General features: G+C 63.8%; 28 protein-coding genes. 26 read left to right on the top strand and 2 right to left on the bottom strand.

Annotated elements, in window-relative coordinates:
• Nucleotides 1-45: 45 nt before the first annotated feature.
• Nucleotides 46-2,205 carry a transglycosylase domain-containing protein gene (locus tag AC0L37_RS12500; protein WP_473313028.1) on the bottom strand — a complete coding sequence of 720 codons (2,160 nt, stop codon included), beginning with the start codon at nucleotides 2,203-2,205 and terminating at the stop codon, nucleotides 46-48.
• 132 nt (nucleotides 2,206-2,337) lie between these two features.
• On the opposite strand from AC0L37_RS12500, the gene AC0L37_RS12495 reads away from it, so the two are divergent.
• The 6 genes from AC0L37_RS12495 (at nucleotide 2,338) to AC0L37_RS12470 (ending at nucleotide 8,821) form a co-directional block, all read left to right on the top strand.
• Entirely contained in the window at nucleotides 2,338-2,793 is a 456-nt protein-coding gene (locus AC0L37_RS12495; RefSeq protein ID WP_212658626.1) for a YcgN family cysteine cluster protein, read from the top strand.
• Between the two features lie 104 nt (nucleotides 2,794-2,897).
• Complete coding sequence (locus AC0L37_RS12490) at nucleotides 2,898-3,554, top strand: diguanylate cyclase domain-containing protein (protein ID WP_282220950.1); 657 nt, start codon at nucleotides 2,898-2,900, stop codon at nucleotides 3,552-3,554.
• Nucleotides 3,555-3,640: 86 nt separating this feature from the next.
• Entirely contained in the window at nucleotides 3,641-4,906 is a 1,266-nt protein-coding gene (locus AC0L37_RS12485) for an Hsp70 family protein (protein ID WP_282220951.1), read from the top strand.
• A gap of 83 nt (nucleotides 4,907-4,989) precedes the next feature.
• Entirely contained in the window at nucleotides 4,990-6,234 is a 1,245-nt protein-coding gene (locus AC0L37_RS12480) for a DUF2254 domain-containing protein (RefSeq protein WP_269368311.1), read from the top strand.
• A 195-nt stretch (nucleotides 6,235-6,429) separates the two neighbouring features.
• Entirely contained in the window at nucleotides 6,430-8,013 is a 1,584-nt protein-coding gene (locus AC0L37_RS12475) for an FAD/NAD(P)-binding protein (protein ID WP_282220952.1), read from the top strand.
• A 40-nt stretch (nucleotides 8,014-8,053) separates the two neighbouring features.
• Nucleotides 8,054-8,821, top strand: a complete 768-nt coding sequence (locus AC0L37_RS12470; RefSeq protein WP_282220953.1) for an MOSC domain-containing protein — start codon at nucleotides 8,054-8,056, stop codon at nucleotides 8,819-8,821.
• Nucleotides 8,822-8,878: 57 nt separating this feature from the next.
• On the opposite strand, the gene AC0L37_RS12465 is transcribed toward AC0L37_RS12470, so the two are convergent.
• Nucleotides 8,879-9,133, bottom strand: a complete 255-nt coding sequence (locus AC0L37_RS12465) for a sunset domain-containing protein (RefSeq protein WP_427857069.1) — start codon at nucleotides 9,131-9,133, stop codon at nucleotides 8,879-8,881.
• A 320-nt stretch (nucleotides 9,134-9,453) separates the two neighbouring features.
• Here AC0L37_RS12465 and AC0L37_RS12460 point away from each other — a divergent pair, with 320 nt between their 5' ends.
• From AC0L37_RS12460 to AC0L37_RS12365, 20 genes are all read left to right on the top strand, one after another.
• Nucleotides 9,454-9,876, top strand: a complete 423-nt coding sequence (locus AC0L37_RS12460) for a hypothetical protein (RefSeq protein WP_473313023.1) — start codon at nucleotides 9,454-9,456, stop codon at nucleotides 9,874-9,876.
• Nucleotides 9,854-11,110 carry a DNA-packaging protein gene (locus tag AC0L37_RS12455; RefSeq protein WP_282220955.1) on the top strand — a complete coding sequence of 419 codons (1,257 nt, stop codon included), beginning with the start codon at nucleotides 9,854-9,856 and terminating at the stop codon, nucleotides 11,108-11,110. Before AC0L37_RS12460 ends, AC0L37_RS12455 begins: the two co-directional genes overlap by 23 nt.
• Before the next feature lie 18 nt (nucleotides 11,111-11,128).
• A complete protein-coding gene (locus tag AC0L37_RS12450) occupies nucleotides 11,129-12,283 on the top strand; it encodes a phage portal protein (protein WP_282220956.1) in 1,155 nt (384 codons plus the stop codon).
• 93 nt (nucleotides 12,284-12,376) lie between these two features.
• Nucleotides 12,377-13,027, top strand: a complete 651-nt coding sequence (locus AC0L37_RS12445) for a hypothetical protein (RefSeq protein ID WP_282220957.1) — start codon at nucleotides 12,377-12,379, stop codon at nucleotides 13,025-13,027.
• Between the two features lie 793 nt (nucleotides 13,028-13,820).
• Entirely contained in the window at nucleotides 13,821-14,009 is a 189-nt protein-coding gene (locus AC0L37_RS12440; protein ID WP_212658615.1) for a hypothetical protein, read from the top strand.
• A gap of 4 nt (nucleotides 14,010-14,013) precedes the next feature.
• On the top strand, nucleotides 14,014-14,142 hold the full coding sequence (locus AC0L37_RS12435) for a hypothetical protein (protein WP_282220958.1): 129 nt from the start codon (nucleotides 14,014-14,016) through the stop codon (nucleotides 14,140-14,142).
• The gene (locus tag AC0L37_RS12430; protein ID WP_282220959.1) at nucleotides 14,142-14,630 is read left to right on the top strand and encodes an HK97 family phage prohead protease; all 489 of its coding nucleotides are present in this window, start codon (nucleotides 14,142-14,144) and stop codon (nucleotides 14,628-14,630) included. Before AC0L37_RS12435 ends, AC0L37_RS12430 begins: the two co-directional genes overlap by 1 nt.
• 10 nt (nucleotides 14,631-14,640) lie before the next feature.
• Nucleotides 14,641-15,861 carry a phage major capsid protein gene (locus AC0L37_RS12425; RefSeq protein WP_282220960.1) on the top strand — a complete coding sequence of 407 codons (1,221 nt, stop codon included), beginning with the start codon at nucleotides 14,641-14,643 and terminating at the stop codon, nucleotides 15,859-15,861.
• A gap of 303 nt (nucleotides 15,862-16,164) precedes the next feature.
• Entirely contained in the window at nucleotides 16,165-16,731 is a 567-nt protein-coding gene (locus AC0L37_RS12420) for a head-tail connector protein (RefSeq protein ID WP_212658612.1), read from the top strand.
• Complete coding sequence (locus AC0L37_RS12415) at nucleotides 16,728-17,069, top strand: phage head closure protein (RefSeq protein WP_269368324.1); 342 nt, start codon at nucleotides 16,728-16,730, stop codon at nucleotides 17,067-17,069. The genes AC0L37_RS12420 and AC0L37_RS12415 overlap by 4 nt, the downstream gene beginning before the upstream one ends.
• Nucleotides 17,070-17,072: 3 nt before the next feature.
• Nucleotides 17,073-17,471: a DUF3168 domain-containing protein gene (locus AC0L37_RS12410; protein WP_282220961.1), complete on the top strand. Its 399-nt coding sequence runs from the start codon at nucleotides 17,073-17,075 to the stop codon at nucleotides 17,469-17,471.
• Nucleotides 17,472-17,634: 163 nt separating this feature from the next.
• A complete protein-coding gene (locus AC0L37_RS12405; RefSeq protein WP_212658609.1) occupies nucleotides 17,635-18,048 on the top strand; it encodes a phage major tail protein, TP901-1 family in 414 nt (137 codons plus the stop codon).
• Nucleotides 18,049-18,072: 24 nt separating this feature from the next.
• Nucleotides 18,073-18,387 (top strand): gene transfer agent family protein, encoded by a 315-nt coding sequence (locus AC0L37_RS12400; RefSeq protein WP_282220962.1) that lies wholly within the window; start codon nucleotides 18,073-18,075, stop codon nucleotides 18,385-18,387.
• The gene (locus AC0L37_RS12395; RefSeq protein ID WP_282220963.1) at nucleotides 18,384-18,575 is read left to right on the top strand and encodes a rcc01693 family protein; all 192 of its coding nucleotides are present in this window, start codon (nucleotides 18,384-18,386) and stop codon (nucleotides 18,573-18,575) included. Before AC0L37_RS12400 ends, AC0L37_RS12395 begins: the two co-directional genes overlap by 4 nt.
• A complete protein-coding gene (locus AC0L37_RS12390) occupies nucleotides 18,565-19,116 on the top strand; it encodes a phage tail tape measure protein (protein ID WP_282220964.1) in 552 nt (183 codons plus the stop codon). The genes AC0L37_RS12395 and AC0L37_RS12390 overlap by 11 nt, the downstream gene beginning before the upstream one ends.
• Nucleotides 19,117-19,253: 137 nt before the next feature.
• The gene (locus tag AC0L37_RS12385; protein WP_282220965.1) at nucleotides 19,254-19,874 is read left to right on the top strand and encodes a DUF2460 domain-containing protein; all 621 of its coding nucleotides are present in this window, start codon (nucleotides 19,254-19,256) and stop codon (nucleotides 19,872-19,874) included.
• Nucleotides 19,871-20,761 carry a DUF2163 domain-containing protein gene (locus AC0L37_RS12380; RefSeq protein WP_282220966.1) on the top strand — a complete coding sequence of 297 codons (891 nt, stop codon included), beginning with the start codon at nucleotides 19,871-19,873 and terminating at the stop codon, nucleotides 20,759-20,761. The genes AC0L37_RS12385 and AC0L37_RS12380 overlap by 4 nt, the downstream gene beginning before the upstream one ends.
• Nucleotides 20,758-21,189 carry an NlpC/P60 family protein gene (locus tag AC0L37_RS12375; protein ID WP_282220967.1) on the top strand — a complete coding sequence of 144 codons (432 nt, stop codon included), beginning with the start codon at nucleotides 20,758-20,760 and terminating at the stop codon, nucleotides 21,187-21,189. The genes AC0L37_RS12380 and AC0L37_RS12375 overlap by 4 nt, the downstream gene beginning before the upstream one ends.
• Before the next feature lie 32 nt (nucleotides 21,190-21,221).
• Nucleotides 21,222-24,953, top strand: coding sequence for a baseplate multidomain protein megatron (locus tag AC0L37_RS12370; protein WP_473313015.1), 3,732 nt, complete (start codon nucleotides 21,222-21,224; stop codon nucleotides 24,951-24,953).
• Nucleotides 24,946-25,701 (top strand): glycoside hydrolase family 108 protein, encoded by a 756-nt coding sequence (locus tag AC0L37_RS12365; RefSeq protein ID WP_282220970.1) that lies wholly within the window; start codon nucleotides 24,946-24,948, stop codon nucleotides 25,699-25,701. Before AC0L37_RS12370 ends, AC0L37_RS12365 begins: the two co-directional genes overlap by 8 nt.
• Nucleotides 25,702-25,729: the final 28 nt, after the last annotated feature.

Here is a 25,729-nt window from a genome sequence, read left to right as displayed (position 1 = left end):
GGCCCGTTAGGACTGATTGTAGCCCCGCTACACTGTAGTCAAAGCCTACAGTTCTTCAACGGCTGTGGGCAGTGGAGCGCTGGCTTCGGTGGTGATGCTGCCTGTTTCGCGCTCGGCTTTGAACATATTGGCCAGAATCACCAGCTTGCGCGCAGCTTCCGGGGTCAGGCTCGGTGGGCGTTCGAGAATGTCCGTATCCGTGCCATCGGCATCAGCGTCGGCAATGATGGTCTGCTCGGGCACAAAATCGACCCCGAACACCGGTTTGATGTCGATATTGGTGTGGGCATAAGCCATGAATTTCTGCCACGCCATGGCGGGCAGATTACCGCCGGTCAGATTGTTGGTGGGGTGATAGTCGTCATTGCCGAACCACACCGCCGCAACGTAATTGCCGGTAAAGCCACAGAACCAGGCATCGCGATATGATGAGGTAGTGCCGGATTTGCCAAGGGCCGGGACACCGGGCACCTGTGCGCGTCGTCCGGTGCCACCGGTGACCACGCCGCGCAGCATGTAATTCATGTTGGCGACCGTGGTTTCGCTCAGAATGCGTTCACGCGGCGCATCGGGGTCCAGGTCAAAGACCGGATCGCCACTCAGCGTGGTCATGCGGGTAATGCCAAAGGCCGGGGTCTTGTAACCGTCATTGGCCAGCACCGCATAGGACGAGGTCATATCCAGCACCGAAACCGAAGCCACGCCCAGCGCCAGCGAGCGGGTGACGGGATAATCGGCCTGCAGCCCCATGCGGTGGCTGAGCGCGGCAATGGTATCGCGACCCGTCTTGATCGACAGGGTCACCGGCACGGTATTGAGTGACTGCGAAAAGGCGCTGGCCAGGGTGACGGTGCCCTTATAGCTGCGGCCATAATTCTGCGGGCACCAGTCGCCAATACATACCGGTCGATCGGTGATCATATCGCTGGGGGTCAACCCCAATTGCTCGAACGCCTCGGAATATACGAAGATCTTGTAGGCCGAGCCGGGCTGGCGCGTGGACACAATGGCGCGGTTGAACTGGCTCTTGCCGTAATCGGTGCCGCCCACCATGGCGCGAATGGCGCCCTTGGTATCGGTGACCACCATGGCGGCCTGTTCGACATCATACTGCTCGGCGCCCTCGCGCACGGTCGAAATCACCGCTTCTTCGGCATATTTCTGCAGCGTGGTGTCGATGGTGGTGCGCACGACAAAATTATTGGTGGTGTGATTGCGCGCCTCGATCAGCTTCTTGGCTTCGACAAAAGCCCAATCAAGGAAGTAGTTGGGCGAATTGGCATCTGCCACCCGGTCGATCGGGGTCGCCGGATGTCGCCGCGCGGCGGTCACCTGACCTTCGGTCAGAAAGCCGGCCGCGACCAGATTGCTGAGCACCAGATTGGCGCGACCACGGGCAGCCGCCAGATCGACATGGGGTGCATAGCGGGTAGGGGCCTTGAACAGGCCCGACAGCATGGCCGCCTCGGCCAGGCTGATATCCTGTACCTTCTTGCCGAAATAATAGTCGGACGCCGCCACCACGCCGAAATTGCCACCCCCCATATAGGCGTTGTCAAAGTAGAGCTTGAGGATTTCGTCCTTGGAATAGTGCCACTCCAGCCAGACCGCCAGGAACGCCTCGATCACCTTGCGCTCGATGGTGCGTTCCGAACTCAGGAACAGGTTCTTGGCCAGTTGCTGGGTGATCGATGAGCCGCCCTGGGTGCCACTGTCACCGCCGGCATTGCTCACGATGGCGCGCAGCGTGCCCACCACGTCGATGCCGAAATGGTCATAAAAGCGCCGGTCTTCGGTCGCCAGCGTCGACTTGATCAGATAGTCGGGCATATCGGCCAGCGCCACCGAATCGTCCGAGCGAATGCCCCGGCGGCCGATTTCGGCGCCATAGCGATCCAGAAACACCACCGAATAGTCTTCGGCCTTGTTGAACTCGCCTGTCGCGGTGGCGTCAAAGGCCGGCACCGCCAGCGCCACCATCAGCACACAGCCAATCGCAAAGAAGGACAGACCGTCCGAAACGATCTCCACGAACAGCCGCTTGAAGCCGCTGACATGGAAAATCGACATGAAATCCTGAAAACGAGTCCAGCCTCGGCCCAGCGACTGGCCGAACTCATAGAGTGAGGAATCAAGCCACGCATCGGCCGCCAGCATGCTGGAGGTCTTCTTGCGCTTTTCCTTGGTATAGAACGGATCCTGCACGGATTTCCCCGGTTGGCACTCACAGACTGTTGTCCGCAACCCAGCGCCAATGCAACATTATCGCTGGAATATGATTGCGGCGCGCGCCACACAAGCGCAAACCGACCATAGTGTTACCATGACCGGATTAAGATGGCCTTTTGGGAAGAAAAAACCCTCGATCAAATGACCGAGACCGAGTGGGAAGCGCTGTGCGATGGCTGCGGCCGCTGCTGCCTGCTCAAGCTCGAGGATGAAGATACGGGCATCCTGATCACCTCGGATGTGCGCTGTCAGTTGCTCGACGGTGATACCTGCGGCTGTACCGACTATCCCAATCGTCAGGCCAAGGTGCCCGACTGCATCAAGCTGACGCTGCAGAATGTCACCGAAATTCCCTGGATTCCCAAGACCTGCGCCTATCGCCGCATTTCCGAGGGCAAGGGACTGGCCTGGTGGCACCCGCTGGTGTCGGGTGATCCCCAGACGGTGATCGACGTCGGCGTGTCGGTCAGTGGCCGCACCGTACTCGAAGGCGATGTCGAACCCGACACCTGGGAAGAGCACGCCGTGGAGTGGCCCGAATGGGAGCCGCCCGAAGAGCTTTAAGTTCGGAACGATTACCTTCCCCGCAAATCTTTATGCCTCGTTAACCATCTTGTGGCCTGATCAACCCTGTGCAGAGGGAGTGCAGGCCTAGGATGGGCAGCGAAATGACTGACACAGCGTTCGACAAGGAAGTCGCCGAGCCGTTCTGGCCGCGCGTGCGGGCCGCGCTCGCATCACTGCGTCCGGTCTCGGCAAGCCGCCAGCTCTCCTATGATCAGCCTGCCATTGCCCGCACGATCGGTTTGCGTCCCAAACTGGGTGAACGCATCGACGAAGAGCTTGCCAGTGGCTGGGCCGCTGCGGCCCATCGTCATGTTTCGCTGTCGCTGCTGGTGATCGAAGTCGATGCCATGAACGACTACTTCATTGCCTATGGCAAACCGGCAGCCGATGACTGCATTGCCAGCGTGATGCAGGCCATTACCGAGAACCTGCCCCGCGCCACCGACACCTGCCTGCGCTGGGGACCTTCGAGCCTTGTCGTGGTGCTGCCCGACCTACCCGTGCTCATGGCTCGCGCCAGCGCCGCCAAAATGCATGAGGCCGTGCGTCGCCTGGGTCTGAGCAACAAGGAAAGCCATGCCGGTGCCGTCACCGTCAGCATGGGCCTGGCGGTCGGCAATCCGCGTGGCAATTACGACAAGAAGTTTTTCCAGACCGCGGTCGATGCGCTCAAGAAGGCGCAACGCAAGGGTCTGGGCCGGGTCGAGACCATCGACCTGCGTCCCGCACAGGACCGCAAGCGCAAGAAAGCCGCCTGACCCCGGCTTGCGCGCATCGCCATCACCCCTTATGACGGCCATCCCCCGGGCGCGCTGACGCCCGCCTTTCCCATGGATGAGCGGTAATGACCCAAGCTTGCGGCCTCGACTTTGGCACGTCCAATTCAACCATGGGCCAGCTCGACGCCGATGGCGTCCCCTATCTGCTGGCGCTTGAAGACGGCAAACCGACCATTCCCAGCGTGCTGTTCTTTGGCTTTGAGGATGACACCATCCATTTCGGCCGCAAGGCGGTGGCCGAATATGTCACCGGCGCCGATGGCCGGCTGATGCGCTCGCTCAAGAGCGTGCTGGGCACCGCGCTGATCGGCGACACCACACGGGTCAAGGCGCGCAGCTATGGCTTTGTCGAGATTCTGGGGCTGTTCATTGCCCAGCTCAAGCAGCGCGGCGAGGCAGAGCTGGGCGCCGGCCTCGACAGCGTGGTATGCGGCCGCCCTGTGCACTTCGTCGATGATGACCCGGTGGCCGATGCCGCAGCGCAGGATCAGCTGGAAGGTGCCGTGCGGGCGCAGGGTTTTAGCCATATCGACTTCCAGTTTGAACCGATTGCCGCCGCGCTCGACTATGAGCGGCAGGTGCGCTCCGAAAAGCTGGCGCTGATCGTCGATCTGGGTGGCGGCACCTCGGACTTTTCGGTGGTGCGGGTGTCGCCAGAGCGGGCCCGGGCCAGCGATCGCAGCGGCGATATTCTGGCCACGGCCGGTGTGCATGTCGGCGGCACGGATTTCGACCGGCTACTGTCGATGGCCAAGGTCATGCCCGAGCTGGGGCTGGGCACGCTGACCCGGGACGGCAAGCGCCATCTGCCGGTCGCACCCTATTATGACCTCTCTACCTGGCACCGCATCAACCGGCTCTACAACGCCCAGGCGCTGCGCGACCTGCGCGGCACCCGTCGCGAGGCGCAGGCGGGTGAGCGGGTGGAGACCATGATCGAGCTGATCGAGGACCGGCTGGGGCATCGGCTGGTTGGCGCCGTTGAGGCCGCCAAGATTGCGCTTTCGGATGCCGACGCCACAAAGTTTGCCTTCCCGGTGCGCGACCAGACTATCAGCACGGCCATCTCGCTTGCTGAATTCACCGCCGCGCTGGCCAATTCGGTGGAGCGGATCGAGGCCACCATCAGCGAAACCCTCAGGCGGGCCGGGGTGGGTATCGGCCAGATCGACAGCCTGATCCTGACCGGTGGTTCAACCCAGGTGCCCGCCATCGCCCAGCGGCTCGAGGCGCTGTTCCCCGAGGCGGAACTGGTGCGCACCGATGTGCTGGGCAGTGTGGGGCTCGGCCTGGCCATGGATGCCGCGCGCAAGTTCGGGCCGCGCGGCTGACCGCGCCCACGCGCGCCGACACCGCGTCGATTTCCGACAACCCTTTGCCCGCGCCCGCGTTATAAAGGGCAGGGGGTTCTTCCATGAGTCAGATTGCATTCCAGATACGCCAGATCGTGCAGCGCATGTGGTTTCTGCCCGCAGCGTTCTCGGTCGTGGCCATATTGAGCATCGGCATCGCCTGGTTTCTGGCCCGCTTCGCCCCGGAAAATCTGCCGTTCACCATGCCCTCCAACGGCGTGGTGTCGATCCTGACCATTCTGGCATCGAGCCTGCTGACGGTGGCGGTGTTTGCCCTCTCCACCATGGTCAGCGCGCTCTCGAGCGCCTCCAATTCCACCTCGCCGCGCGCCGTGTCGCTGATCACCGGGGACCGCAGCGCCCAGACCTCGATTTCGGTGTTTATCGGCGCGTTCCTGTTTTCCATCGTCGGGATAATCGGGCTGTCGGCCGGGTTTTACAGCGAGGCGGGACGGCTGTTCCTGTTTGCGGTAACGCTGGGCGTGGTGGTGCTGGTGGTGACCGCGCTGATCCGCTGGATCGGCCAGATTTCGGCCATCGGTCGCGTCGGCCACACGATTGACCGGGTCGAGCACGCCACCCGCGAAGCCTTCACCATGATCACCGAGCACCCGTTTTTTGATTGCCGCCTGCAGATCATCGCGCCGCAGGGCATGCCCATCAATGCGCGCGCTGTGGGCTATGTGCAGCATGTCGACGCCAGCAAGCTGCAGCGCATCGCCAAGGAAAACGAGCTGACCATCGCCATCACCGCGCGCCCCGGCGCCTATGTCGCCCCCAATCGGCCGCTCATGCTGGTTGAAGGGTCCGTGCCCGACGCGTGCGTCGATGATCTGGCGGCGGCCTTTGTCGTGGGCGACAGCCGCACCTTTTACAGCGATCCGCGCTTTGGTCTGGTGGTGCTGGGCGAAATTGCCAGCAAGGCCATGTCACCGGGCATCAATGACGCGGGCACGGCCATCGACGTGATCGGCACGCTGGTGCGCGTGCTGGTGGCCCGCCAGCCCCATAATGAGGATCAGCAACCGCGCTATGATCTGGTCTCCGCGCCGCCGCTTGATCCGGCCGATCTGATCGACGACGCCTTCCGCCCCATCGCCCGCGACGGCGCGGCAACCATCGAAGTGGTGCTGCGCCTGCTGGCGGGGCTCAAAACCCTGGCCCATGCCAGCGACGAACTAAAGCAACCCGCCCTCGCCATGGCCCGCGACGCCGCCGCCCGCGCCCGCCAGGCCATGACCGCCGAGAGCGACCTCAAGACGCTGGAAGACGCAGCAGCCTTTGCGCACGAGCAGGGCGGGGAATAAGTCTGGTCTATCTCTTGTAGGGCAGTCTGCCCCACCTGGGCGGAGATAGGTGCGCGCAAACGGGCCGCACCTTGACGGTGGGCGTAACGCTGGCCAAGGGCAGCAGTATATTTTGGCCAGAGAATGCGGCGCAGGGGCGTACTTTTCTGCGCGACGCGCGTTACCCCAACAACTCGGCTCTTCTGGTACAACAACATGTCACATACAAAGCGGATCGCGGTAGTCGGGGGTGGACCAACCGCCGTCTACACCTTGAAGAACCTGCTGCAGAAAGCGACCAGGTCGCACATCACCATTTTTGAAGCGGGACCGGTCGCAGGTTGCGGCATACCCTATTCGGAACTGCACAATTCAGCGGACATGATGGCCAACATCACCTCAGTTGAGATTCCGCCAGTGCTGGTATCGCTTTCAGACTGGGTCCGTTCTGCAGATGCCGCAGTGCTGAAGAGGTTCGGCATCGCACGCGACAAGGTGAGCGACCGTGATTTCTATCCCAGGGTGCTGATCGGTGCCTACTACAGTGACCAGCTCATCCGGCTGGTGCAGGACTGCGGCCCCTGGCAGACCGTTGCAATCGAGACCAATACCCGCGTGCTTGACATCAAGCCGGATGGAAACAGGACGACGGTCTTTGTCGACAAGGAAGGTAAGCGGGCCCGCCGGCGCTTTGATGTCGTGATCATGGCCACCGGCCACATGACTGAAGCGGACAACAACGCGTCCGTTGGGGGGCTCTACCGCTCTCCCTATCCGGTGCAGGACATCGAACTGGGGCGTGATCGCGCGGCCCTGATTCTGGGATCCTCGCTAAGCGCGATTGACGCCGCCGTCAGTATTGCCAGCCGCTATGGCCGATTTGAAGGCGAGGAACAGAACCTGTCCTACAAGCCCCTGTCAGACAAGCCGCTGCGCATTGTCATGGCCTCCCGCAAGGGGACGGTCCCGGACGCCGATTTTTTCTATCCGATTCCCGAAGAACCGCTGATGATCTTTACCCCAGCGCGGCTCGACCTGTTGCGCAAGGAGGGGCAGAAAGGACTGCTGGCCAAGGCCTTCAAATTGTTCAAGCAGCAATTGGCATCCGATGATCCGGACTTCCTCGATCGCCTCGACGTGAAACGGTTTACCCCGGAAAGCTTCGGCAAGGCCTATCTCGCCATGCGCAAGGCACGCCAGGGTTTCGACGCGATCGCCGAAAACCTCGAGCAATCCAGACGAGACTATCGTGCCCGGCGTGTCATCATGTGGCGCTATACGCTGATGCGGGCCCATGAGGTCTTTGGCGAGATCGTTCCCTTTCTGGACCGCAAGGATCTCGCCCGGTTCCGGCGCCATCTCGCGCCGGTTTTTGCCGACGCCTATGGCTGTGTCCCCCACCTTTCCATCCAGCGCCTGCTGGCCTTGCATGGCGCCAACTGCCTGGACGTTGTGGCCCTTGGGGAGACGGGCAGTATCCGCTATGGATCGGGCGTTTTTGCGCTCGCCGCCGATGGTCGTGCGGAAAGCTTTGGCACGCTAATCGATGCACGTGGGCAGAATGCGGCCTCCATATCAGATCTGGGTTTCACCCAGCTCGACCAAGCGTTGGCAACCGTTGACCAGCTCAAGCGCACCAGCGGCCAGAGCGCGGATGACCAGTTTCGGCTCCAGCTCGATGATCGTTCTGCCAGCGACATATTCTGCATTTCCATCCCTGTCATGATGGAACGCTATCCCTTCGCGCAGGGCCTTGTGGCCTGTTCTGAAGCTGCTGAAGCGGTGGCGGCAGCGATATGAGCTTGGCGATCAAACCCGGTATCTCACGGCAAGGATGTTCATGACCAGCTTCCGCATCGAGCAGATGTTTCTCTATCCGGTCAAATCCCTGGGCGGGATGGCGGTGCAAGAGGCGCAGATCACGCCAAGTGGCTCGCTGCGCGGCGACCGCGAATGGCTGGTCACGCGGCCCGATGGCAGCATGCTCTGGCAGGGCGACATTCCGCGCATGGCCCTGCTTTCGGCACAGCTTGAGATGGACAGACTGGTGCTGAGGGACGCCGAAGGGCGGCCGGGCCCCTTGCCCGAAAATGCCTCGGACAGCCCGGTCATGGTTGAGCAGGAGGGCTATCAGCTGCCCGGGTTTGACCAGGGCGATGCCGTCGCCAACTGGCTGGGCGCCTGCCTTGGAGCGGCCTGCCGCCTTGTTCGGCTCGGTGAACAGGCCCATCGCTGGGGCGGGCTGAACCCGGTACACGCCGTCTCCACCGTCTCGCTTGCAGCGCTCAATGCGCGTCTGGCCGAACGTGGCGAGTCGGCCATCGCCGTCGAGCGCTTCCGCCCCAATATCGTGCTGTCGGGCAACCACGCAGCCTTTGCCGAGGAAGCCGCCCGCGCACTGGACTTCGGGCCGGCAGCGCTGGATCTGCGCGAGCCTTGCGTGCGCTGTGAACTTCCCAATATCAGCCTTGAGGATGCCAGTCGGCAAAAGCAGCCGCTTAAACTGATCGGCGCCATGAGCCGCGAACGCTCCACGGCGCGTCCGGCCTCTTTTGGGACTTATTGCACGGCCCGGGGCGCGGTTCTGCGGGTCGGGATGTCTACCTAGCAACAGAGTTTGCAGGGCCGTGGCTCATAACCATGCCCGGCGCGCTCCTCCTCCGGTCTACACCTTTGATCGGCGCCAACCAGCAGCACGCGCCTCTGCTTCTGAGCAGAACCAGCGCTCTCCGTGTGAGGCGCTAATTCGCGTGCGGTCATAATATCGCTGTCCGGGAACGTGGTAGATTCGCTCTCCCCTGGTGCTGACATTGCCCTTGATATTGCAGGCGTCATTTTCGCCTGCCGTGGCGGCGGTCGCAACAAACATGGCCAAGCCAAAAGCCATGAACGCCGACGCGACGAGTGTAATGGGTTTCATTTCTATTCTCCTGAGGGCACTGAGCACGCCCTCGGCCCCATCTCAAGTCTCAGACCCCAGGTTGGCGTCAAATTTCCGAAACTTAATTGCGAATTTCCAATGGTTTAATCGTCTTTAGCTGATGGATCACAACCTTCAAGGAGTGGCTTTGGGGATCCATTCAAGACGAACCAGAGCCGCGTCACTGTCGCCGCAGCAATGACCTGCCCATCCGCCAAACTTCCCCCTCTTATCCCCGCGTCACGCTGGTCTGCTATTGTTCTGACATGATCGGAAAACTGGGCCACACGGACCCGGGCCGATTTTTCAGCGAGGCAGTGATGCGCACAAGCGAGCCGACGGCAGAGACTGGCGCGGTGAATTGGGCTGTCATTCGCCAGGAGTATGAGAGCCGAAGCTTTCTGCCGGCCATGATCTGCAAGCGGCACGGGATTACCCCCTACCAATTGCGTTATCGGCGGCAGAGCGAGGGCTGGTTGAGTTGCCGGGCCCGGATCGTCACCAAGGCCGATCTGGTAGCCCGCATGCTCAAGGTATTCGACAAGCAGATCAGGAATTTGGAGGCGGCGGTGAACGAACCGATCGACAAGCAGGCCAATGTGCTTTCCACCATGACCAAGACCCTCGACAAGCTGATCGAGATGGGCGCCGCCGAACGCGATGTGGAGCCGCCAAGCCGCAAGGACATGGCCGATCTGCGCGACAAGCTGGCCAAACGCCTTGATCAGTTCAAGCAGCGCTGAGGCGCAGGCCGAAGTCGCCGCCAAGACCGATGATCAGGTCGAGGCGCAGTATTATGACTGGAACAAATGGGCGCTACCCAAGCAGCGACCGCCGCGGGGGGACTGGACCACATGGCTGTTGATGGGCGGGCGCGGCGCGGGCAAGACAAGGGCAGGCGCCGAATGGGTGCGCGGGCTGGTCCGGCAGCGGATCGGACCGATTGCCCTGGTGGGTGAAACCATCGCCGAGGCGCTGGCGATCATGGTGCGGGGCGAAAGCGGGCTGCTCAACGTGCATCCCGAGCTGGAGCGCCCCGTCTTGCGCGGGCACCAGCTGATCTGGCCCAACGGGGTCGAGGCCACGCTGCTCTCGGCTTCCGACCCGGATCGCTTTCGCGGCCCCCAATTTGCCGCCGCCTGGTGCGACGAGATCGGCAAATGGCCACGCGCGGAAGACGCCTGGGACATGCTGCAATTTGGGCTGCGGCTGGGCGAACGACCGCAGCAGATGGCGACCACGACACCGCGACCGACGCGGCTGCTCAAGCGCCTGCTGGCCGACCCGCAGACCGTGGTGACGCGCATGGCCACCATCGAGAATTCTGCGCAGCTGGCGCCGCAATTTCTTGATGCGGTGGTGGCGCGCTATCGCGGCACGGTGCTGGGCCGGCAGGAGCTGGATGGCGAACTGATCGAGGATCTGCCCGGCGCGCTGTGGCAGCGCAACATGTTTCGACCGCCCCAGAGCCTGGCTCTGGAGCGCATTGTAGTGGCGGTGGACCCGCCGGTGACCGGCCACGCCAGATCCGATGCCTGCGGCATTGTTGTTGCCGGACGTCAGGGGGAGGAGGCGGTGGTGCTCGAGGATTGCACCCTGAGCGCCGCATCGCCGCTGCGCTGGGCCCGACGCGCTGTGGCGGCGTTTCATGCCCATCAGGCCGACGGCATTGTGGCCGAGGTCAATCAGGGCGGCGATCTGGTGGCCTCGGTGATCGCGCAGATCGATCCCAAGGTACCGGTGCGACCGGTACGCGCCAATCGCGGCAAATGGCTGCGCGCCGAACCAGTCGCGGCGCTCTATGGGCGTGGGCTGGTAGCCCATCTCGCCGGGCTGAGTGCGCTGGAAGACGAAATGTGCGGCTTTGGCGCTGATGGCAAAAGCGACGGCCATTCGCCCGACCGGGTCGATGCGCTGGTCTGGGCAATCACCGAGCTGTTGCTCAACGATGTGCAGCCACGGGTGCGCGGGCTTTAGAGTTCAAGGAACCAAACCATGCCGAACTGGATCAACCGCCTGCTGGGCGTGCGAAAAAACGCGCCTGATGAACGCAAGGATTTTGCCGGGCACAGCCTGCTCAGCCTCAACCAGCTGGGCGCGGCAAACTGGAGCCAGCGCGGCTTTGCCAGCCTGGTCAATCAGGGCTTTGCGCGCAACCCGGTGGTCTATCGCTGCGTGCGGCTGATCGCCGAGACGGCCAATCGGGTGCCGCTGGTGGTCAGCGTGAACGGCCAGCGCGTGGAGGAGCATCCGCTAAGTGAACTGCTGGGGCGGCCCAATGCGCGCCAATCGGGCGGCGAGCTGCTCGAGGCGGTCTATGCCTATCTGCAGACAGCGGGCAACGCCTATCTGCAAGCGGGCATGATTGATGGCGCGGTGCGCGGGCTGTTCTGTCTGCGGCCCGACCGCATGAAGGTGGTGGCCGGCGCCGATGGCTGGCCGGTGGCTTATGACTATACCGTGGGCGGCCGCAGCCAGCGCCTGCGCCAGGACAGCGAGCCGCTGCCCGCGGTGCTGCACATGGCGCTTTTTCACCCGCTCGACGATCACTACGGCATGGCGCCGCTCGATGCCGCCCAGACCAGCCTGGATATCCACAACGCCGCCGGGCAGTGGAACAAGGCGCTGCTCGACAATGCCGCCCGGCCCAGCGGGGCGCTGGTCTATTCCATGGCGGCGGGCACGCTGACCGAAGACCAGTTCAACCGGCTCAAGGATGAGCTCGAAGCCAATTTCGCCGGAGCGGGCAATGCCGGGCGGCCCATGGTGCTCGAAGGCGGGCTGGACTGGAAGACCATCGCGCTGAGCCCCCGCGACATGGATTTCATCGAGGCCAAGCACGCCGCCGCCCGCGACATCGCCCTGGCCTTTGGCGTGCCGCCCATGCTGCTGGGGATTCCGGGCGACAACACCTACGCCAATCTGGCCGAAGCCAACCGCGCCCTGTGGCGGCAAACGCTGATCCCGCTGGTGGTCCGCGTCGCCGATGAACTCAGCAACTGGCTGGCCCCGGCCTTTGAAGGCGCGACGATTGCCCCAGACTTCGACGGCGTCGAAGCCCTGGCCGAAGACCGGGCGGCGCTGTGGAGCCGGATCGGCAGCGCGGAATTTCTCAGCGACGCCGAGAAGCGGGCGATGTTGGGGATTTAGGCGGCGTTGGTGCTGGGCGGTTTTTGGATTTGAGATCTTGCATCGGCACGAGCAGCTGGAGATTATTGGCAGATTTCCGACCGTGAGGCTCCTATGCCTTCAAGAACGCAGGCCCTCAACGCGATCAAAGTCGGCGACGTGATCTTTGGGCTGGGTGCCGGCGGGCAGGAGAAACTGCTGCTCGTCTACAGGGCCGACAGTAGCAGCTTCTCGGCGCGTCACGTGACCACACAGATAGCCTACAGGTTTGCGCGCGACGGCAGAACCCGGACCTACGCCGATGGTGGTTATGTCGAGATCGTGTCAACGGCCCGACTGCCGGCGGACCAGTATGACGTCACCCTCGGGCTGGATCGCAAGTCTGCAGCACGGCCGGACTATCCCGACAGCATCTTGAGCAAGGCAGAAATTACCCTGCTGCTTACCCACCCGAAATTCTTCAAGGCACAATTGCTCCCGGGCGCGGAAGCGATTGTCAGGGCCGCCGACAAGCTCAACGGCGTCAATGCGATCCTGCACCGGGAATGGGACCCGATTGACGCCAGGGACAATCCGCCGGGATTGCGTGAATACCGCGACGATCTGCCGGCTTTGGTGGCGCTGCTGGAACAACCCGCTTCGCTCGATGGTGTTGCCGCTTTTCTGTCCGACATGGCAGTGCGCAAGGGGCGGACGCGCGCGGTGGCCGACCGCAGCCAGGCGGCTGCCGCAAGCCTGGTGCAGTTGCGAGAGAGTTGGGTCTGAGCGCCTTTCCTGCGCCGGATTTCAATGACGACCAAGCGCTGGCCGAAGACCGCGCGGCGCTGTGGAGCCGGGTCGGCAGCGCGGAGTTTATCAGCGACGCCGAGAAGCGGAGCATGCTGGGGATCTGAGGTTAGGGCCCGCAGAGGAAGGCATTCCCTCGGCGGACGTCAGGTAGCAGCTCGGCCAGTATGAGCGTTTCTGCGCCTGACCCGAGAGCTAACTTGGCATCGGACAGTCCGTCACGGTCGACGCGAAGGGGCCCAAAGCCCTCTGGTCCGACTACTCGCGGTCTTGGGTCAGGCGCACCAGATCGCGAAAAATTGCCAACGTATGCAAGGGCGCCTTCTGGAACAATAAAGGCCGCTGGATCAGTGTCCACGATGTAACCCGACGTGTTGAAGGAGCTCACAACATAAGCGCCGGGTGGAACGTCGAACACAAAGTAGGACGTTCCGGTTGTTCCTGAACTTGCCTCCGAATGGTCGTAACGACTGCAATTTCCAGCATCACCGGTGGCCCGGTCATAGCGTGCCAGCGCGACCGCCAACGGGCCGTTGGCCGCGTCTAATCCATAGATCAGGCGTGTGACGGTCTGGGTCGCATTGGGCTTGGGAAGCACACCCAGGCGGACGCCGTTGCTAGGTCCGAACAGGCAACCTTGCAAGCTGACTGCCAGGGCGGACGACAGCAACACGACAAATAAACGCCGAACAGACGGTGGCATCTCGGGTCTCCTTTCTACAAGGCCTCCCATGAGCTGACGCCCCCTGCAACAGGATTCCTGGAGATCACCATGGACGAGCTGACGCGTACCGTCATTGAGCGGGGCGATCTGGCGCATCTGGCGCTGTTCCTGTGGGCCAGTGGCGCGAGTGCGCTTTTGGTGTGGAGCCTGCGTGAGATGGCGCGGGTGAATCAACACTTCAACGACTTCGTGCAGGAAATCGCCAATCTGAATCGGCTTTTCAGAAAGGATGACTAAGCCCATGGCAAAAAAGAACAATTTTCCCAAAGCGCAACAGGTCTTCCGGCAGTTTGCCTGGAATTTGGCCGGTACGCTGGCCAGCCCTAAACCCGGTGGCAAGAGTGCGGCCAAGCCGAGTGGAAAGCGCTGATGGGCGCGATTTCAAGCGCCATTCCCATCGATAGCGACGGGCGCTTTTCCGGCTATGCCAGCCTGTTCAACCGGCGCGATGCCGGGGGCGATGTGGTGATGCCGGGCGCCTTCACCCAGAGCCTGGCGCGCCGCGGCAAGCGCATCAGATTGCTGTTTCAGCATGACCCCAAGGAGCCGGTCGGCACCTGGGAGACCATTGGCGAAGATGGGCATGGCCTATTCGTGACCGGACGGCTGGTGCCCGGCGTGCCGCGCGCCGATGCACTCAGACGGCTGATTGAAAACGGCGCGCTGGACGGACTCTCGATTGGGTTTCGCACTGTGCGGGCAAGCCGCGCTGGCGGACTGCGCAAACTCTGGCAGATCGATCTGTTTGAAATCTCGATCGTCACCTTTCCCATGCTGGAGGACGCACGCATTGCGCCCTCGGGCTTGAGCACCGGCGCGGCCATCGCCGCCGCCACCCACACCATCCGCAACCGATAGGGATATTTGCATGACCACCACCAGTGACGGCCTTGAAACCAAGGCCGGCGCGCAGGGCGATATTGCCGCGCTGTTCGCCGAATTCTCGACCGCCTTTGAAGAGTTCAAGGCCACCAATGACCAGCGCCTGGGCGAGCTGGAAAAGCGCGGCAGCGCCGATGGCCTGCTCGAAGGCAAGCTCGACCGGCTCAATGCCGTGCTCGACACCAACAAGGCGGCAATGGATCGCGCGCTGATTGAGCGGGCCCGCCCGCAGCTCGACGGTAAGGGAATGCCGATTGATGGCGAATACAAGCAGGCTTTCGCCTCCTATGTGAAGCGCGGCGAAGAGAAGGCGCTCTCGGTGGGCGTCAATGCCGATGGCGGCTATGTCGTGCCGCCCGAAACCGAGACCGAAATCACACGACTGATGACGGCGGTGTCGCCCATTCGCGCCATTGCCGGTGTGCGACAGGTGTCCGGCTCGGTCTATAAGCGCCCCATCTCGGTGACGGGACCCGCAGTGGGCTGGGTTGGTGAAACCGCAGCCCGCCCGATTACCGGCAGCCAGACCCTGGCCGAGCTGAGCTATCCGACCATGGAGCTCTACGCCATGCCGGCGGCGACATCGGCCTTCCTCGAAGACGCGGCGGTCGATGTGGGGCAGTGGATTGCCGACGAGGTCAATGCGGCCTTTGCGGCGCAGGAAACCACGGCATTTGTCAGCGGCGACGGGGTCAACAAGCCGAGCGGCTTTCTCAATGCCACCAAAGTCGCCGAGACCAGCTGGAGCTGGGGCAATCTGGGTTATGTGGCGACGGGCGCGGCCGGGGCTTTGCCCGCGAGCAATGCCAGCGACGTGCTGATCGATCTGGTCTATGCGCTCAAGGCCGGCTACCGGCAGAACGCGTCCTGGCTGATGAACCGAAAGGTGCAGGGCACGCTGCGCAAGCTCAAGGATGCCGATGGCAATTATCTGTGGCAGCCCGCCGCGACGGCCGACGGCAAGGCGCGCTTCATGGGCTTTGATCTGGTCGAGGCCGAGGACATGCCCAATATCGCGGCCAATGCGTTCTCGATTGCCTTTGGCGACTTCCGGCGCGGCTATCTGATCGTCGACCGTCAGGGCGTCAGCGTCTTGCGCGACCCCTTCAGCGCCAAGCCCTATGTGCTGTTCTACACCACCAAGCGCGTCGGCGGCGGGATCGCCGATTATGACGCGATCAAACTGCTGAAGTTCGCCGCCTCGTAAGGGCGGTGATCCTGGCCAGCTGGAGCGGCGTTTCTGCGCTTCGGTGCTCACTTACCTGAAAGTACGCTGCGCGCCGATGCTCGGCCCGCCATGCCATCTGACTCAGGCTGACAATGGGGGTGCCTGACATTTGCCACAAGACTGGCAGTCATCTCCCTCCCCCTTGTGGGGAGGGATCAAGGGTGGGGGTGTCTTGGAAAGCCTGCCGGACCAACCCCCACCCGACCCCTTCGGGGCCACCCTCCCCACAAGGGGGAGGGAGGTCGACCGAAAACTCGGCTAACAAATCAGAAGGTAGAAAACATGACGTCTTATCTTCTCGCGGGACCCGCCGAGGAGCCGGTTTCGCTTGCCGAGGCCAGGGCTTTTCTCAAGGTCGATGACAGTGCCGAGGACGGGTTGATCGCTACGCTGATCGGCGCGGCACGGCTGCATGTCGAGGGCGTGACCGGGCAGGCACTGCTGGCGCAGAGCTGGCGCGTGGTGCTGGACGCCTGGCCAGAAGATCGGCAGGTGAAACTGCCGGTGAGCCCGTTCATCAGCGTTACCGAGATCACCGCGTACGATGGTGATGGCGCAGGGCATGAAGTGCCTCTGGCGCAGTTTCTGAGCGAGCCCGACCGGCTGCTCTTGCCAGCCAGTGTGGCGGGCATGCCGGTGCTGCGGGAGCGGCAGGGGATTGAGGTCGACTATGTCGCCGGCTTCGGGACCGAGCCCGAGGATGTGCCTGCCGATATCCGCCAGGCGCTGCTGGTGCTGGTCGGCTATTGGTTTGAGCATCGCGATGCGGTGATCGTGGCGGGCTCGGGCGCTGTGGTGCCCAGCGGCTTTGACCGGTTGGTGGCGCCTCACAAGCGGGTGCGGCTATGAGCGAGCGCGTTCCGCCCATTGGCACACTGACCGACCGCGTGCAGCTCAAACGGCGCGAAATGGCCGCCGACAATTCGGGCGGCCATGGCACGGTGTTTGTGCCGCTGACCGCCGTGTGGGCGCGGGTACGCTCGCTGCGCGGGCGGCAGGGCACCAGCGCCGACGGCCGTGCGGTGGAGATTTCGCACGCTGTGGTGCTGCGTTTTCGCACCGATATCAAACCGGGTGACCGCATTCTTTATCGCGGGCGCAACCTGGATGTGGTGAGCGCCGCCGACCTCAATGGCCGCCGCGCCTATCTCAGCTGCGCCTGCAGCGAAACCAGCTTCACGGGGTAGGCCATGCACCCGATCACCGTTCTGCAGACGGCATTGGTCGCCGCGCTCAAAGCCGATGTCGCGCTGCGCGCAATCATTGGCGATGACGGCGTCTTCGATGCTGCGCCCCGGGGGCGAGCGCCGCCCTATGTGCTGATTGCCCGCCACGACGTGTTGACGCGCAATGTTGATCTGGCACCGGGGCAGGAACACCGCCTGCAGCTGCATTGCTGGGGCGACCAACCCAGCCGCCAGCGCGCGCTCGACATGGCCGAGCGGGTGGTAGCGGTGACACTGGCGCTCGAGGCACCGGAACTGGCGCTCAGCCATATCGGCCATGTGCGCACTGACACCGTGATCGACGACGATACCGGGCTGGCGCGGGCCGCCGTGGCGATCCGGGTGTTCAGCGCGGCAAGCTAGGGCAGCGTCCGCAGCGTCACCCCCACCCTTGATCCCTCCCCAAAAGGGGGAGGGAGACGATGAACACGGACATCCGATCTGGCGCCTCCCTCCCCTTGATGGGGAGGGATTGAGGGTGGGGTGGCTAGCACGGCGCCGTGGCAATTCTTGAAAGGCAAATCTCATGGCCGCTCAAAGCGGCAGCAACATGCTGCTCAAGCTCGACCAGACCGGGTCGGGCAGTTTTCTTACCGTGGCGGGGCTGCGCACGCGCGCGCTGGCGTTCAATGCTGCGGCCGTCGACACCACCGACCAGGAAAGCGCCGGACGCTGGCGCGAATTGCTGGCTGGCGGTGGGGTGAAACGCGCCTCGGTGTCGGGTGCCGGGGTATTCAAGGATGGCGCTTCTGACGCGCAGATCCGCGCCCTGTTCTTTGCCGGCACATTGCGGGACTGGCAGTTGATCATCCCCGATTTCGGCACCGTCACCGGGCCCTTCCAGATCGTGGCGCTGGAATTCTCTGGCGACCATGCCGGCGAGGTGACGTTCGACCTGGCGCTGGAAAGTGCGGGCGAGCTCAGCTTTGCCGCGCTCTAGGCACTCACCGAAAGGACCACGAACATGGCCATCACCCAACGCGGGGAAATTGACGCCGTCATTGGCGGCGAGACGCTGACACTGTGCCTGACGCTGGGCGCTCTGGCCGAGCTGGAGGCGCGACTGCAGGCCGGGGATCTGGTGGGACTGGCAGAGCGCTTTTCTGGCGGGCGGGTTTCTGCTTCCGATCTGACCGCCATTCTGGGCGCCGGCCTGCGCGGTGGCGGCAATGAACTCAGCGATGATGATCTGGCGCGGTTGAGCATTGAAGGCGGGCTCAAGGGCGCCGCCGAGATTGCTGCGCGCCTGCTTAAGGCAACATTTGGAGAAGGCACATGACGCCGTTTCCCTGGGGCCCGGCGATGGGTTTTGGGCTGGGCGTGCTGCGCCTGCCAGCCCGCGATTTCTGGGCGCTGACGCCGCGTGAACTGGCAGCAGCCTGGGGCGCCATTATGGGCGCGCCGACCGGTCCGCTCAGCCGTGGCGATCTCAGTGATCTGATGGAGCGTTTTCCCGATGGCCGATGATCTGTTTGCCGACAATTTTCGTGACGAATTGAGCGATGTGTCGCTCGAACTCGACCGCATTGGCGATCTGGCCGATGGCGTTGCCCGCTCCATCAGCAATGCGTTTCGCGGGGCGCTCAGTGACGGCAAGTCGTTCAAATCCCTGCTCGGCGACATCGCCAAGAGCTTTGCCGATATCGCGCTCAAGGCCGCCATTCGGCCGCTGGGCGATCTGGTTGGCGGGATGGTGGGCAATCTTTTTGCCGCCACCAATCCGGCGCTGGGGGGCGTGACGCCCTTTGCCAAGGGCGGCGTGATCGCCAGCCCGAGCTATTTCCCGCTGGGGCAGGGCGTGGGCGTGATGGGCGAGGCAGGCGCGGAAGCGGTGTTGCCACTGCAGCGCGGCAGTGACGGTCGGCTGGGCGTTGGTAGCGGTGGTGGCGGCGCGATCAATGTGACCTTCAATGTGACGGCCAGTGATGCCCGCAGCTTCGCGGCGAGCGAGGCTGAGCTCAGCGCCATGCTGTTGCGCGCCGTCAAGCGCGGCACGCGCGCGAGCTAGCAATACCCCCACCTAACCTCCCCCTGAAGGGGGAGGGATGGCGCGGAGGCGGAACCAAGATCGAGCACCTTTCACCAACCTACCCCTCCCCCTTCAGGGGGAGGTTGGGTGGGGGTGCGCAGCAGTTGGAGATCTTCATGGCCTTTCATTCCATCCGTTTCCCGCTTGATGTCGCGCTGGGGGCGCGGGGTGGGCCGGAGCGCAGAACCGATGTGGTCACGCTGGCCGGTGGCGGTGAGCAGCGCAATGGACGCTGGCACTATTCGCGGCGGCGCTACAATGCGGGTTATGGCGTAAAATCACGCGCCGATATGGCGGCGGTGCTGGCGTTCTTCGAGGAGCGGCGTGGCCGGCTGCATGGCTTTCTGTGGCGTGATGGGCTCGACTTCTCCAGTGCGGGGACAATGCCAAGCCCGCTGGATCAGGCGATCGGCACCGGGGACGGGGCGCAGACCGCGTTTGCACTGACCAAGCGCTATGGCGCTGATTTTGATCCCTATCTGCGGCCCATCACGCGGCCCGTATCGGGTTCGGTGCGGGTGGCGCTCGACGGGGCGGAGCAGCTCAATGGCTGGACGGTGGATCTGACCACGGGATTGGTCAGCTTTGATATGGCGCCGGGGCTGGGTGTGGCCGTCACCGCCGGGTTTCTGTTTGACGTGCCGGTCCGCTTTGACACCGACCGGCTCGATGTCGAACTGACCAGCTTCGATGGTGCCGAAGTACCCAGCATTCCGCTAGTGGAGCTTCTGCCATGAGAACGCTCGATATCGGACTGGCGGCGCATCTGGCGCAGAGCGAGACCACGCTGTGCCATTGCTGGAAGCTGACGCGGGGCGATGGCGTGGTGCTCGGCTTTACCGATCATGACCGGGTTCTGAGTTTTGATGGTACAGCCTACACGCCGGCCAATGGGCTCGATGGCAGCGAGGTGCCGGCGCGGTTGGGCGCGCAGGTGCAGACCAGCGAGGTGCTCGGCGTGCTCAGCGCCGAGGTGATCAGCGAAGACGATATTCTGCTCGGGCGCTATGATGGCGCCCAGGTGCAGACCTGGCGGGTGAACTGGAGCGATGTGGGCCAGCGCCTGCTGCTGCGGCGCGACAGCATTGGCGAGGTCGTGCGCGAGGACGGGGTATTTCGTGCCGAACTGCGCTCGGCCCAGCAGGGGCTTAACGCGACGCATGGCCGGATCTATCAGAGCCTGTGCGATGCCCGTGTGGGCGATGCGCGCTGTGGGGTGACGCTGGCGACGCCCAGCCTGCAGGGCTCTGCCACGGTGACGGCACTGGATGATCCCTATCGCGCGGTCGTGACCGGGCTGGAGGGCTTTGCTGAGGGCTGGTTCAGCTTTGGCACGGTGCTGTGGAGCGATGGGCGGCGAGGTGGGCTTTCCGATGCTGTGGTGAGCCATGCACGGCGGGGCAGTGTAGGTGTCCTGGGGTTCAGCACCCGGATCGGCGACTGGGTGGCGGTGGGCGATACGCTCAGTGTGACGGCCGGGTGTGACCGGCGCTTTGCGACCTGTCAGGCCAAGTTCGACAATGCGGTCAATTTTCGCGGCTTCCCGCATATTCCAGGCAGCGACTACGTGTTGCGCCATCCGCGCAATGGCGATGCGCTCGATGGACGGGCGGTGGTGCCGTGAACCCCGATGCGGTGGTGACGGCAGCGCGCGCCTTTCTGGGCACGCCCTATCGGCATCAGGCGGCGACAATTGGGGCAGGGTGCGATTGCCTGGGCCTGCTGCGCGGTGTGTGGCGGGCGCTGTATGGCAGCGAACCCATGGCGGTGCCGCCCTATCGTGCCGATCTGCGCGATCCGCTGAATGCCGGGGCCCTGCGGGTGGCAGCTGAAGCGCTGCTGCGGGTCGAGCATGGCGCGCTGGGAGCCGGGCAGGTGGTGCTGTTCAGGCTGGCCGGGCACGAACCCAAGCATTGCGGCATCCTGATTTCAACGACGCGGTTCATTCACGCGCAGGAGCGGCTCGGCGTTGTTGAGGCCAACCTGACCGAAGCCTGGGCGCGCCGGGTCGCGGGGCGGTTCCGGTTTCCGGGGTGCCTTGCTGCGGACTAGGCAGCCTTTATCCTCAATCACAGGAATATCTCATGGCCACTCTTGCGCTTTCGCTGGCCGGACAGGCTGTCGGCGGGCTGGTTGGCGGGCCCATTGGTGCCACTATCGGCCGGGCGCTTGGCGCGTTGGCCGGCAGTGTGCTCGACAATGCGCTGTTTGGAGAAAAGCCCGAGACGGGCGGCGTCGACATTCGGCTGCAGGGGTCCAGCGAAGGCGGGGCGGTGCCGCGTCTGTTTGGCTGGAGCCGGCTCGCAGGCAATATTATCTGGGCCCGCGAGCTGGAACTGCTGGGTGGTGAAAATGCCGGGGCCAAAGGCTTCGGCGGCGATCAGACCCAGGACGCGGTCGGCGCCAGCTTTGCCGTGGCCTTCTGCGAGGGCGAAGTGCATCGGCTCGGCCGTATCTGGGCTGACGGGCAATTGCTTGACCCCGAGGGTCTGACGCTGCGGTTTTATCGGGGCACCGAGGATCAATTGCCTGACGGGTTGATTGAAGCGACCCAAGGCACCGCGCCCGCCTATCGCGGGCTTTGCTATCTGGTGGTCGAGCAACTCCCGCTCAACCGTTTCGGCAATCGCATTCCCCAGCTCTCGGTCGAGCTCTGCCGGGTCGTGGGCGACCTCGAAGCCAATATTCGGGCGGTGACGGTGATCCCCGGCGCGACAGAGTTCGGCTATGATCCGACGCCGCGCGTGCGACTGGCCGGGCCGGGCGAAACGGTGGGGGAAAATACCCACGTCTTCCCTCATGTCAGCGACTGGAGCTGGTCGATCGACGAGCTGACAGCGCTTTGTCCGAACCTGCAGCACGTCGCTCTGGTGGTCGCCTGGTTCGGCGATGATCTACGCTGCGGCCAGTGCAGCATCGGCCCGCGCGTCGAGGCGGCGCACCGGCCCATGCTCGATACGGACTGGTCGGTGGCGGGATTGGCACGCGGCGATGTGCCGGTGGTATCCAGCCACAATGGCAGCGCGGCCTACGGGGGCACGCCCTCGGACAGCGCGGTGCTGGCCGCGATTGCCGATCTCAAGGCGCGTGGCCTGTCGGTGACGCTCTATCCGCTCATCATGATGGATATTCCGACGGACAATATGCTGCCCAATCCCTATGGCGGCGCAGCGCAGCCAAGCTATCCCTGGCGCGGGCGCATCACCTGTGACCCGGCGCCGGGCCAGCCCGGTTCGCCCGACCAGAGTGCGGCTGCGAGCGCGCAAGTGGCAAGCTTTGCTGCGGCCCACCGGCAGATGGCACTGCATTATGCCGGACTGGCGGTGGCTGCCGGCGGCGTCGACGCCCTGATTATCGGCTCGGAAATGGTGGGCATCAGCACGGTACGCGGGGCTGGAAACAGCTTTCCCTTTGTCGATGCGTTGGTGAGTTTGGCCAGCGACGTGCGCGCCATTGTCGGGCCGGACACCAAGCTGACCTACGCCGCCGACTGGAGCGAATATGCGGGCTACCAGCCTGACGGCGAAAAGTTCTTTCATCTCGACCCGCTCTGGGCCTCGGCCAATATCGATGCGGTAGGGATCGACAACTACATGCCGCTCGCCGATTGGCGCGACGGCACCGGCCATGCCGACGCGAGCTCGTCCAATACCGGGCACGATCTGGACTATCTGCAGGGCAATATCGCCGGTGGCGAGGGCTATGACTGGTTCTATGCCAGCACTGCTGATCGGCTCAGCCAGATCCGTACGCCGATCAGCGATGGTGCCTATGGAGAGCCCTGGGTCTGGCGTTTCAAGGATATCGCGAACTGGTGGAGCCAGCCGCACCATGATCGTCCCAATGGGGTACGCAGTGGCACGCCAACCGCCTGGGTGCCGGGCGCAAAGCCAATCTGGCTAACGGAACTGGGCTGCGGCGCCGTCGACAAGGGCGCCAACCAGCCCAATATTTTCGGCGACGACAAGAGCGCGGAAAACGGGCGCCCGTACTTTTCCAGCGGTCTGCCGGACCCATTGATCCAGCGTCAGGTTCTGCGCGCGCATCAGGCGCATTGGCGCGATGGCGGCAACAATCCACCCGGCATGCTCGATACCGACCGGATCTATCACTGGAGCTGGGACGCCCGGCCATATCCGGCCTTTCCGGCGCTCAGTGCAGTCTGGTCCGATGGCGTGAACCATCGCAACGGCCATTGGCTGACCGGGCGGCTGGGCGGGCTGTCCAGTGATGAACTGGCCAGCGCTATCGCAACCGCGCATAGCGTCGAACTGCAGGCGCAACCAGCTTTGCCCTTTGTCAGCGGCTACGCACTGACGCGTGTGACCACGGCGCGCGACGCCCTGGAGCCGCTGATCGCGGTGGCGGGGCAGGGGCTGTTCAATCGTCCGACCGGACTGCATCTGGGCAATGCCGCACATGGTTCGGCTGCGCTGTTGGCGCCAGACGAACTGGCGCATGGAGAAGCAGCTGATCTCCTGCGCAGAAGAGGGGATCCGGCGGAGCGGCCGGGGCGGCTGGCGCTGAGTTTTGTTGATCGCGAGCGCGATTATCTGACCGGCACGGTGACGGCTGTGGCGCAGGACGACGGGCCTTTGACAACGCAGGCAGTGGGCTTTGTGCTCGATGGCGCAGCAGCGCGGCTATCGGCCGAACGCCTGCTTGATGGGCAGGCCGCGCGTCGCGAGACGTTGGAGTTTGCCCTGTCACCGCATCAACTGGCGCTCGAGCCGGGTGATCTGGTGGAGATTGATGGGCTCGCCGAAGGTCCGTTCGAGATCGCTGAGATCCGCGATGGTCTGATGCGACGGGTGACGGCGCACACGCTGGTGCCGAAAACCGCACAGGCGGTGGGAGCTGACCGGCCCGTGCGCGGTGGCAGTGGCACCGCTGTGCGGGCGGTGCCACTGGTGACGCTGGCCCATCTGCCACCCTTGCCGGACAATCCCGGCCGCTCGCGACTGCTCTTGGCGGGCTATGCCAGTCCCTGGCCGGGCACACTTCAACTGGTGGACGAAACCACCGGTGCATCCGTGCTCAATCTGGATCGGCGCGGTTATCTCGGCACCTTGGCGACGGCGCTGGAGCCGGGGCCAACAGCCCTCTGGGACAATGGGCACAGCCTCGAGGTATTGCTCCATGCTGGCCATCTGGCGGCTGCCGAGCCGCTGGCCGTACTGGCCGGCAGCAACCGCATTGCGGTGCAGAGCGACGCGGGCAGTTGGGAGGTTATCGGTTTCGCAGAGGCCAGCCTGATCGCGCCGGGGCGCTATCGGTTGGCCAAGCTGCTGCGCGGGCTGCAGGGAAGCGATCCCGAAATGGGTTCTGCGGCAATCGGCCAGCGTGTCGTGGTGCTCGACAGTCGAGCGGCCAGCTTGCCGGTTGAACCGGGCTGGCTCGGTGAAACGCGCAGTTTCCGTATCTATGCTGGCAGTAGCGATCCGGTGGGTATTGAAGAAACAGTGGTGGTGGACGCCGACCCCGCCCTGCCGCTGCCGCCGGTCCATCTGCGTGCAACCCGCCGGGACAGTGGCGATATCACGCTGACCTGGGTGCGGCGCAGTCGGGCCGATGCCGATGGCTGGGGCGTAGCGCAAACCACGCTTGAGCATGCGCCTGAAGCCTATCGGGTGACCATTCTTGATGGACCCACACTCAAACGCGTCATCGAAACCGAAAACGCTGCAGCGACCTATGCGAGCGCTGATCAAACCGCCGATTTCGGCGCGCCTGCAACCAGTTTCAGCTTCACCATCGCCCAGCTAAGCCCGGTTCTGGGCGCGGGCCACGCTGCAGTGGGAGAGTTCAATGAGTGAAACCCGATTTGAAATTTGCCTGAACGCCGTGCTGCAGCACGAGGGCGGCTATGCCGATCATCCGCGCGATCCGGGCGGCGCCACCAATCTGGGCATTACCCGCAAGACGCTGGCCCGCTGGCGCAATGTTTCGCCCTGGTGGGCGCTACCCAAGGCTGATGTGCAGGGGCTGGGACGCGCTGAAGCCGCGCGTATCTACCGGGCGGGCTACTGGAGCCGGGTCAATGCCGATCAGATGCCACCCGGTCTTGACCTGGCGCTGTTTGATTTTGCCGTCAATTCCGGTCCCGACCGGGCTATCCGGACGCTGCAGGGGGACCTGGGCGTGCTGGTCGACGGCGCAATCGGGCCGCTGACCCTGGGCGCGCTCAAAACCCGTATAGCGCTTGAAGGGGCTGCCACCCTGATCAATGCGCTGTGCGATCGTCGCATGTCCTTTCTCACGCGCCTTGCCAGTTTCGCCACCTTCGGCAAGGGCTGGTCGGCCCGCGTCACGGCCATTCAGCAGGCAGCGCTGGCCGCTGCCGGTGCCGCCCCATCGATCACCAAACGGAGACAGACCATGGATATCCTGAACGGGTACAAGACCTACATCACGGCCGCCCTGATGCTGCTGGCCGGACTGGCGCAGGTACTCGGCATTGATCTGCCAACGCTAGATGGCGGCTCGGCCGGCCATCTGATCATGGAGGCGCTGGCAGTGATCTTCCTGCGCAAGGGGCTCAAGGGCGATATTGCGCAGGCCTGAAAGCCTTGCGGGCGGGTTGTTGCGTGCT

The sequence above is a fragment of the Devosia sp. J2-20 genome, assembly GCF_055808475.1.
This window is presented reverse-complemented; position numbering and strand designations above follow the sequence as displayed.

Bases quoted from the DNA above. Each gene is read 5' to 3' on its own strand.
- AC0L37_RS12495 (WP_212658626.1), top strand. From the start codon at position 2,338: ATGGCCTTTTGGGAAGAAAAAACCCTCGATCAAATGACCGAGACCGAG.
- AC0L37_RS12395 (WP_282220963.1), top strand. From the start codon at position 18,384: ATGACGCCGTTTCCCTGGGGCCCGGCGATGGGTTTTGGGCTGGGCGTG.
- AC0L37_RS12490 (WP_282220950.1), top strand. From the start codon at position 2,898: ATGACTGACACAGCGTTCGACAAGGAAGTCGCCGAGCCGTTCTGGCCG.
- AC0L37_RS12470 (WP_282220953.1), top strand. From the start codon at position 8,054: ATGACCAGCTTCCGCATCGAGCAGATGTTTCTCTATCCGGTCAAATCC.
- AC0L37_RS12425 (WP_282220960.1), top strand. From the start codon at position 14,641: ATGACCACCACCAGTGACGGCCTTGAAACCAAGGCCGGCGCGCAGGGC.
- AC0L37_RS12410 (WP_282220961.1), top strand. From the start codon at position 17,073: ATGCACCCGATCACCGTTCTGCAGACGGCATTGGTCGCCGCGCTCAAA.
- AC0L37_RS12365 (WP_282220970.1), top strand. From the start codon at position 24,946: ATGAGTGAAACCCGATTTGAAATTTGCCTGAACGCCGTGCTGCAGCAC.
- AC0L37_RS12420 (WP_212658612.1), top strand. From the start codon at position 16,165: ATGACGTCTTATCTTCTCGCGGGACCCGCCGAGGAGCCGGTTTCGCTT.
- AC0L37_RS12390 (WP_282220964.1), top strand. From the start codon at position 18,565: ATGGCCGATGATCTGTTTGCCGACAATTTTCGTGACGAATTGAGCGAT.
- AC0L37_RS12385 (WP_282220965.1), top strand. From the start codon at position 19,254: ATGGCCTTTCATTCCATCCGTTTCCCGCTTGATGTCGCGCTGGGGGCG.
- AC0L37_RS12435 (WP_282220958.1), top strand. From the start codon at position 14,014: ATGGCAAAAAAGAACAATTTTCCCAAAGCGCAACAGGTCTTCCGGCAG.
- AC0L37_RS12405 (WP_212658609.1), top strand. From the start codon at position 17,635: ATGGCCGCTCAAAGCGGCAGCAACATGCTGCTCAAGCTCGACCAGACC.
- AC0L37_RS12380 (WP_282220966.1), top strand. From the start codon at position 19,871: ATGAGAACGCTCGATATCGGACTGGCGGCGCATCTGGCGCAGAGCGAG.
- AC0L37_RS12475 (WP_282220952.1), top strand. From the start codon at position 6,430: ATGTCACATACAAAGCGGATCGCGGTAGTCGGGGGTGGACCAACCGCC.
- AC0L37_RS12460 (WP_473313023.1), top strand. From the start codon at position 9,454: ATGCGCACAAGCGAGCCGACGGCAGAGACTGGCGCGGTGAATTGGGCT.
- AC0L37_RS12440 (WP_212658615.1), top strand. From the start codon at position 13,821: ATGGACGAGCTGACGCGTACCGTCATTGAGCGGGGCGATCTGGCGCAT.
- AC0L37_RS12400 (WP_282220962.1), top strand. From the start codon at position 18,073: ATGGCCATCACCCAACGCGGGGAAATTGACGCCGTCATTGGCGGCGAG.
- AC0L37_RS12415 (WP_269368324.1), top strand. From the start codon at position 16,728: ATGAGCGAGCGCGTTCCGCCCATTGGCACACTGACCGACCGCGTGCAG.
- AC0L37_RS12465 (WP_427857069.1), bottom strand. From the start codon at position 9,133: ATGAAACCCATTACACTCGTCGCGTCGGCGTTCATGGCTTTTGGCTTG.
- AC0L37_RS12450 (WP_282220956.1), top strand. From the start codon at position 11,129: ATGCCGAACTGGATCAACCGCCTGCTGGGCGTGCGAAAAAACGCGCCT.
- AC0L37_RS12480 (WP_269368311.1), top strand. From the start codon at position 4,990: ATGAGTCAGATTGCATTCCAGATACGCCAGATCGTGCAGCGCATGTGG.
- AC0L37_RS12370 (WP_473313015.1), top strand. From the start codon at position 21,222: ATGGCCACTCTTGCGCTTTCGCTGGCCGGACAGGCTGTCGGCGGGCTG.
- AC0L37_RS12430 (WP_282220959.1), top strand. From the start codon at position 14,142: ATGGGCGCGATTTCAAGCGCCATTCCCATCGATAGCGACGGGCGCTTT.
- AC0L37_RS12445 (WP_282220957.1), top strand. From the start codon at position 12,377: ATGCCTTCAAGAACGCAGGCCCTCAACGCGATCAAAGTCGGCGACGTG.
- AC0L37_RS12485 (WP_282220951.1), top strand. From the start codon at position 3,641: ATGACCCAAGCTTGCGGCCTCGACTTTGGCACGTCCAATTCAACCATG.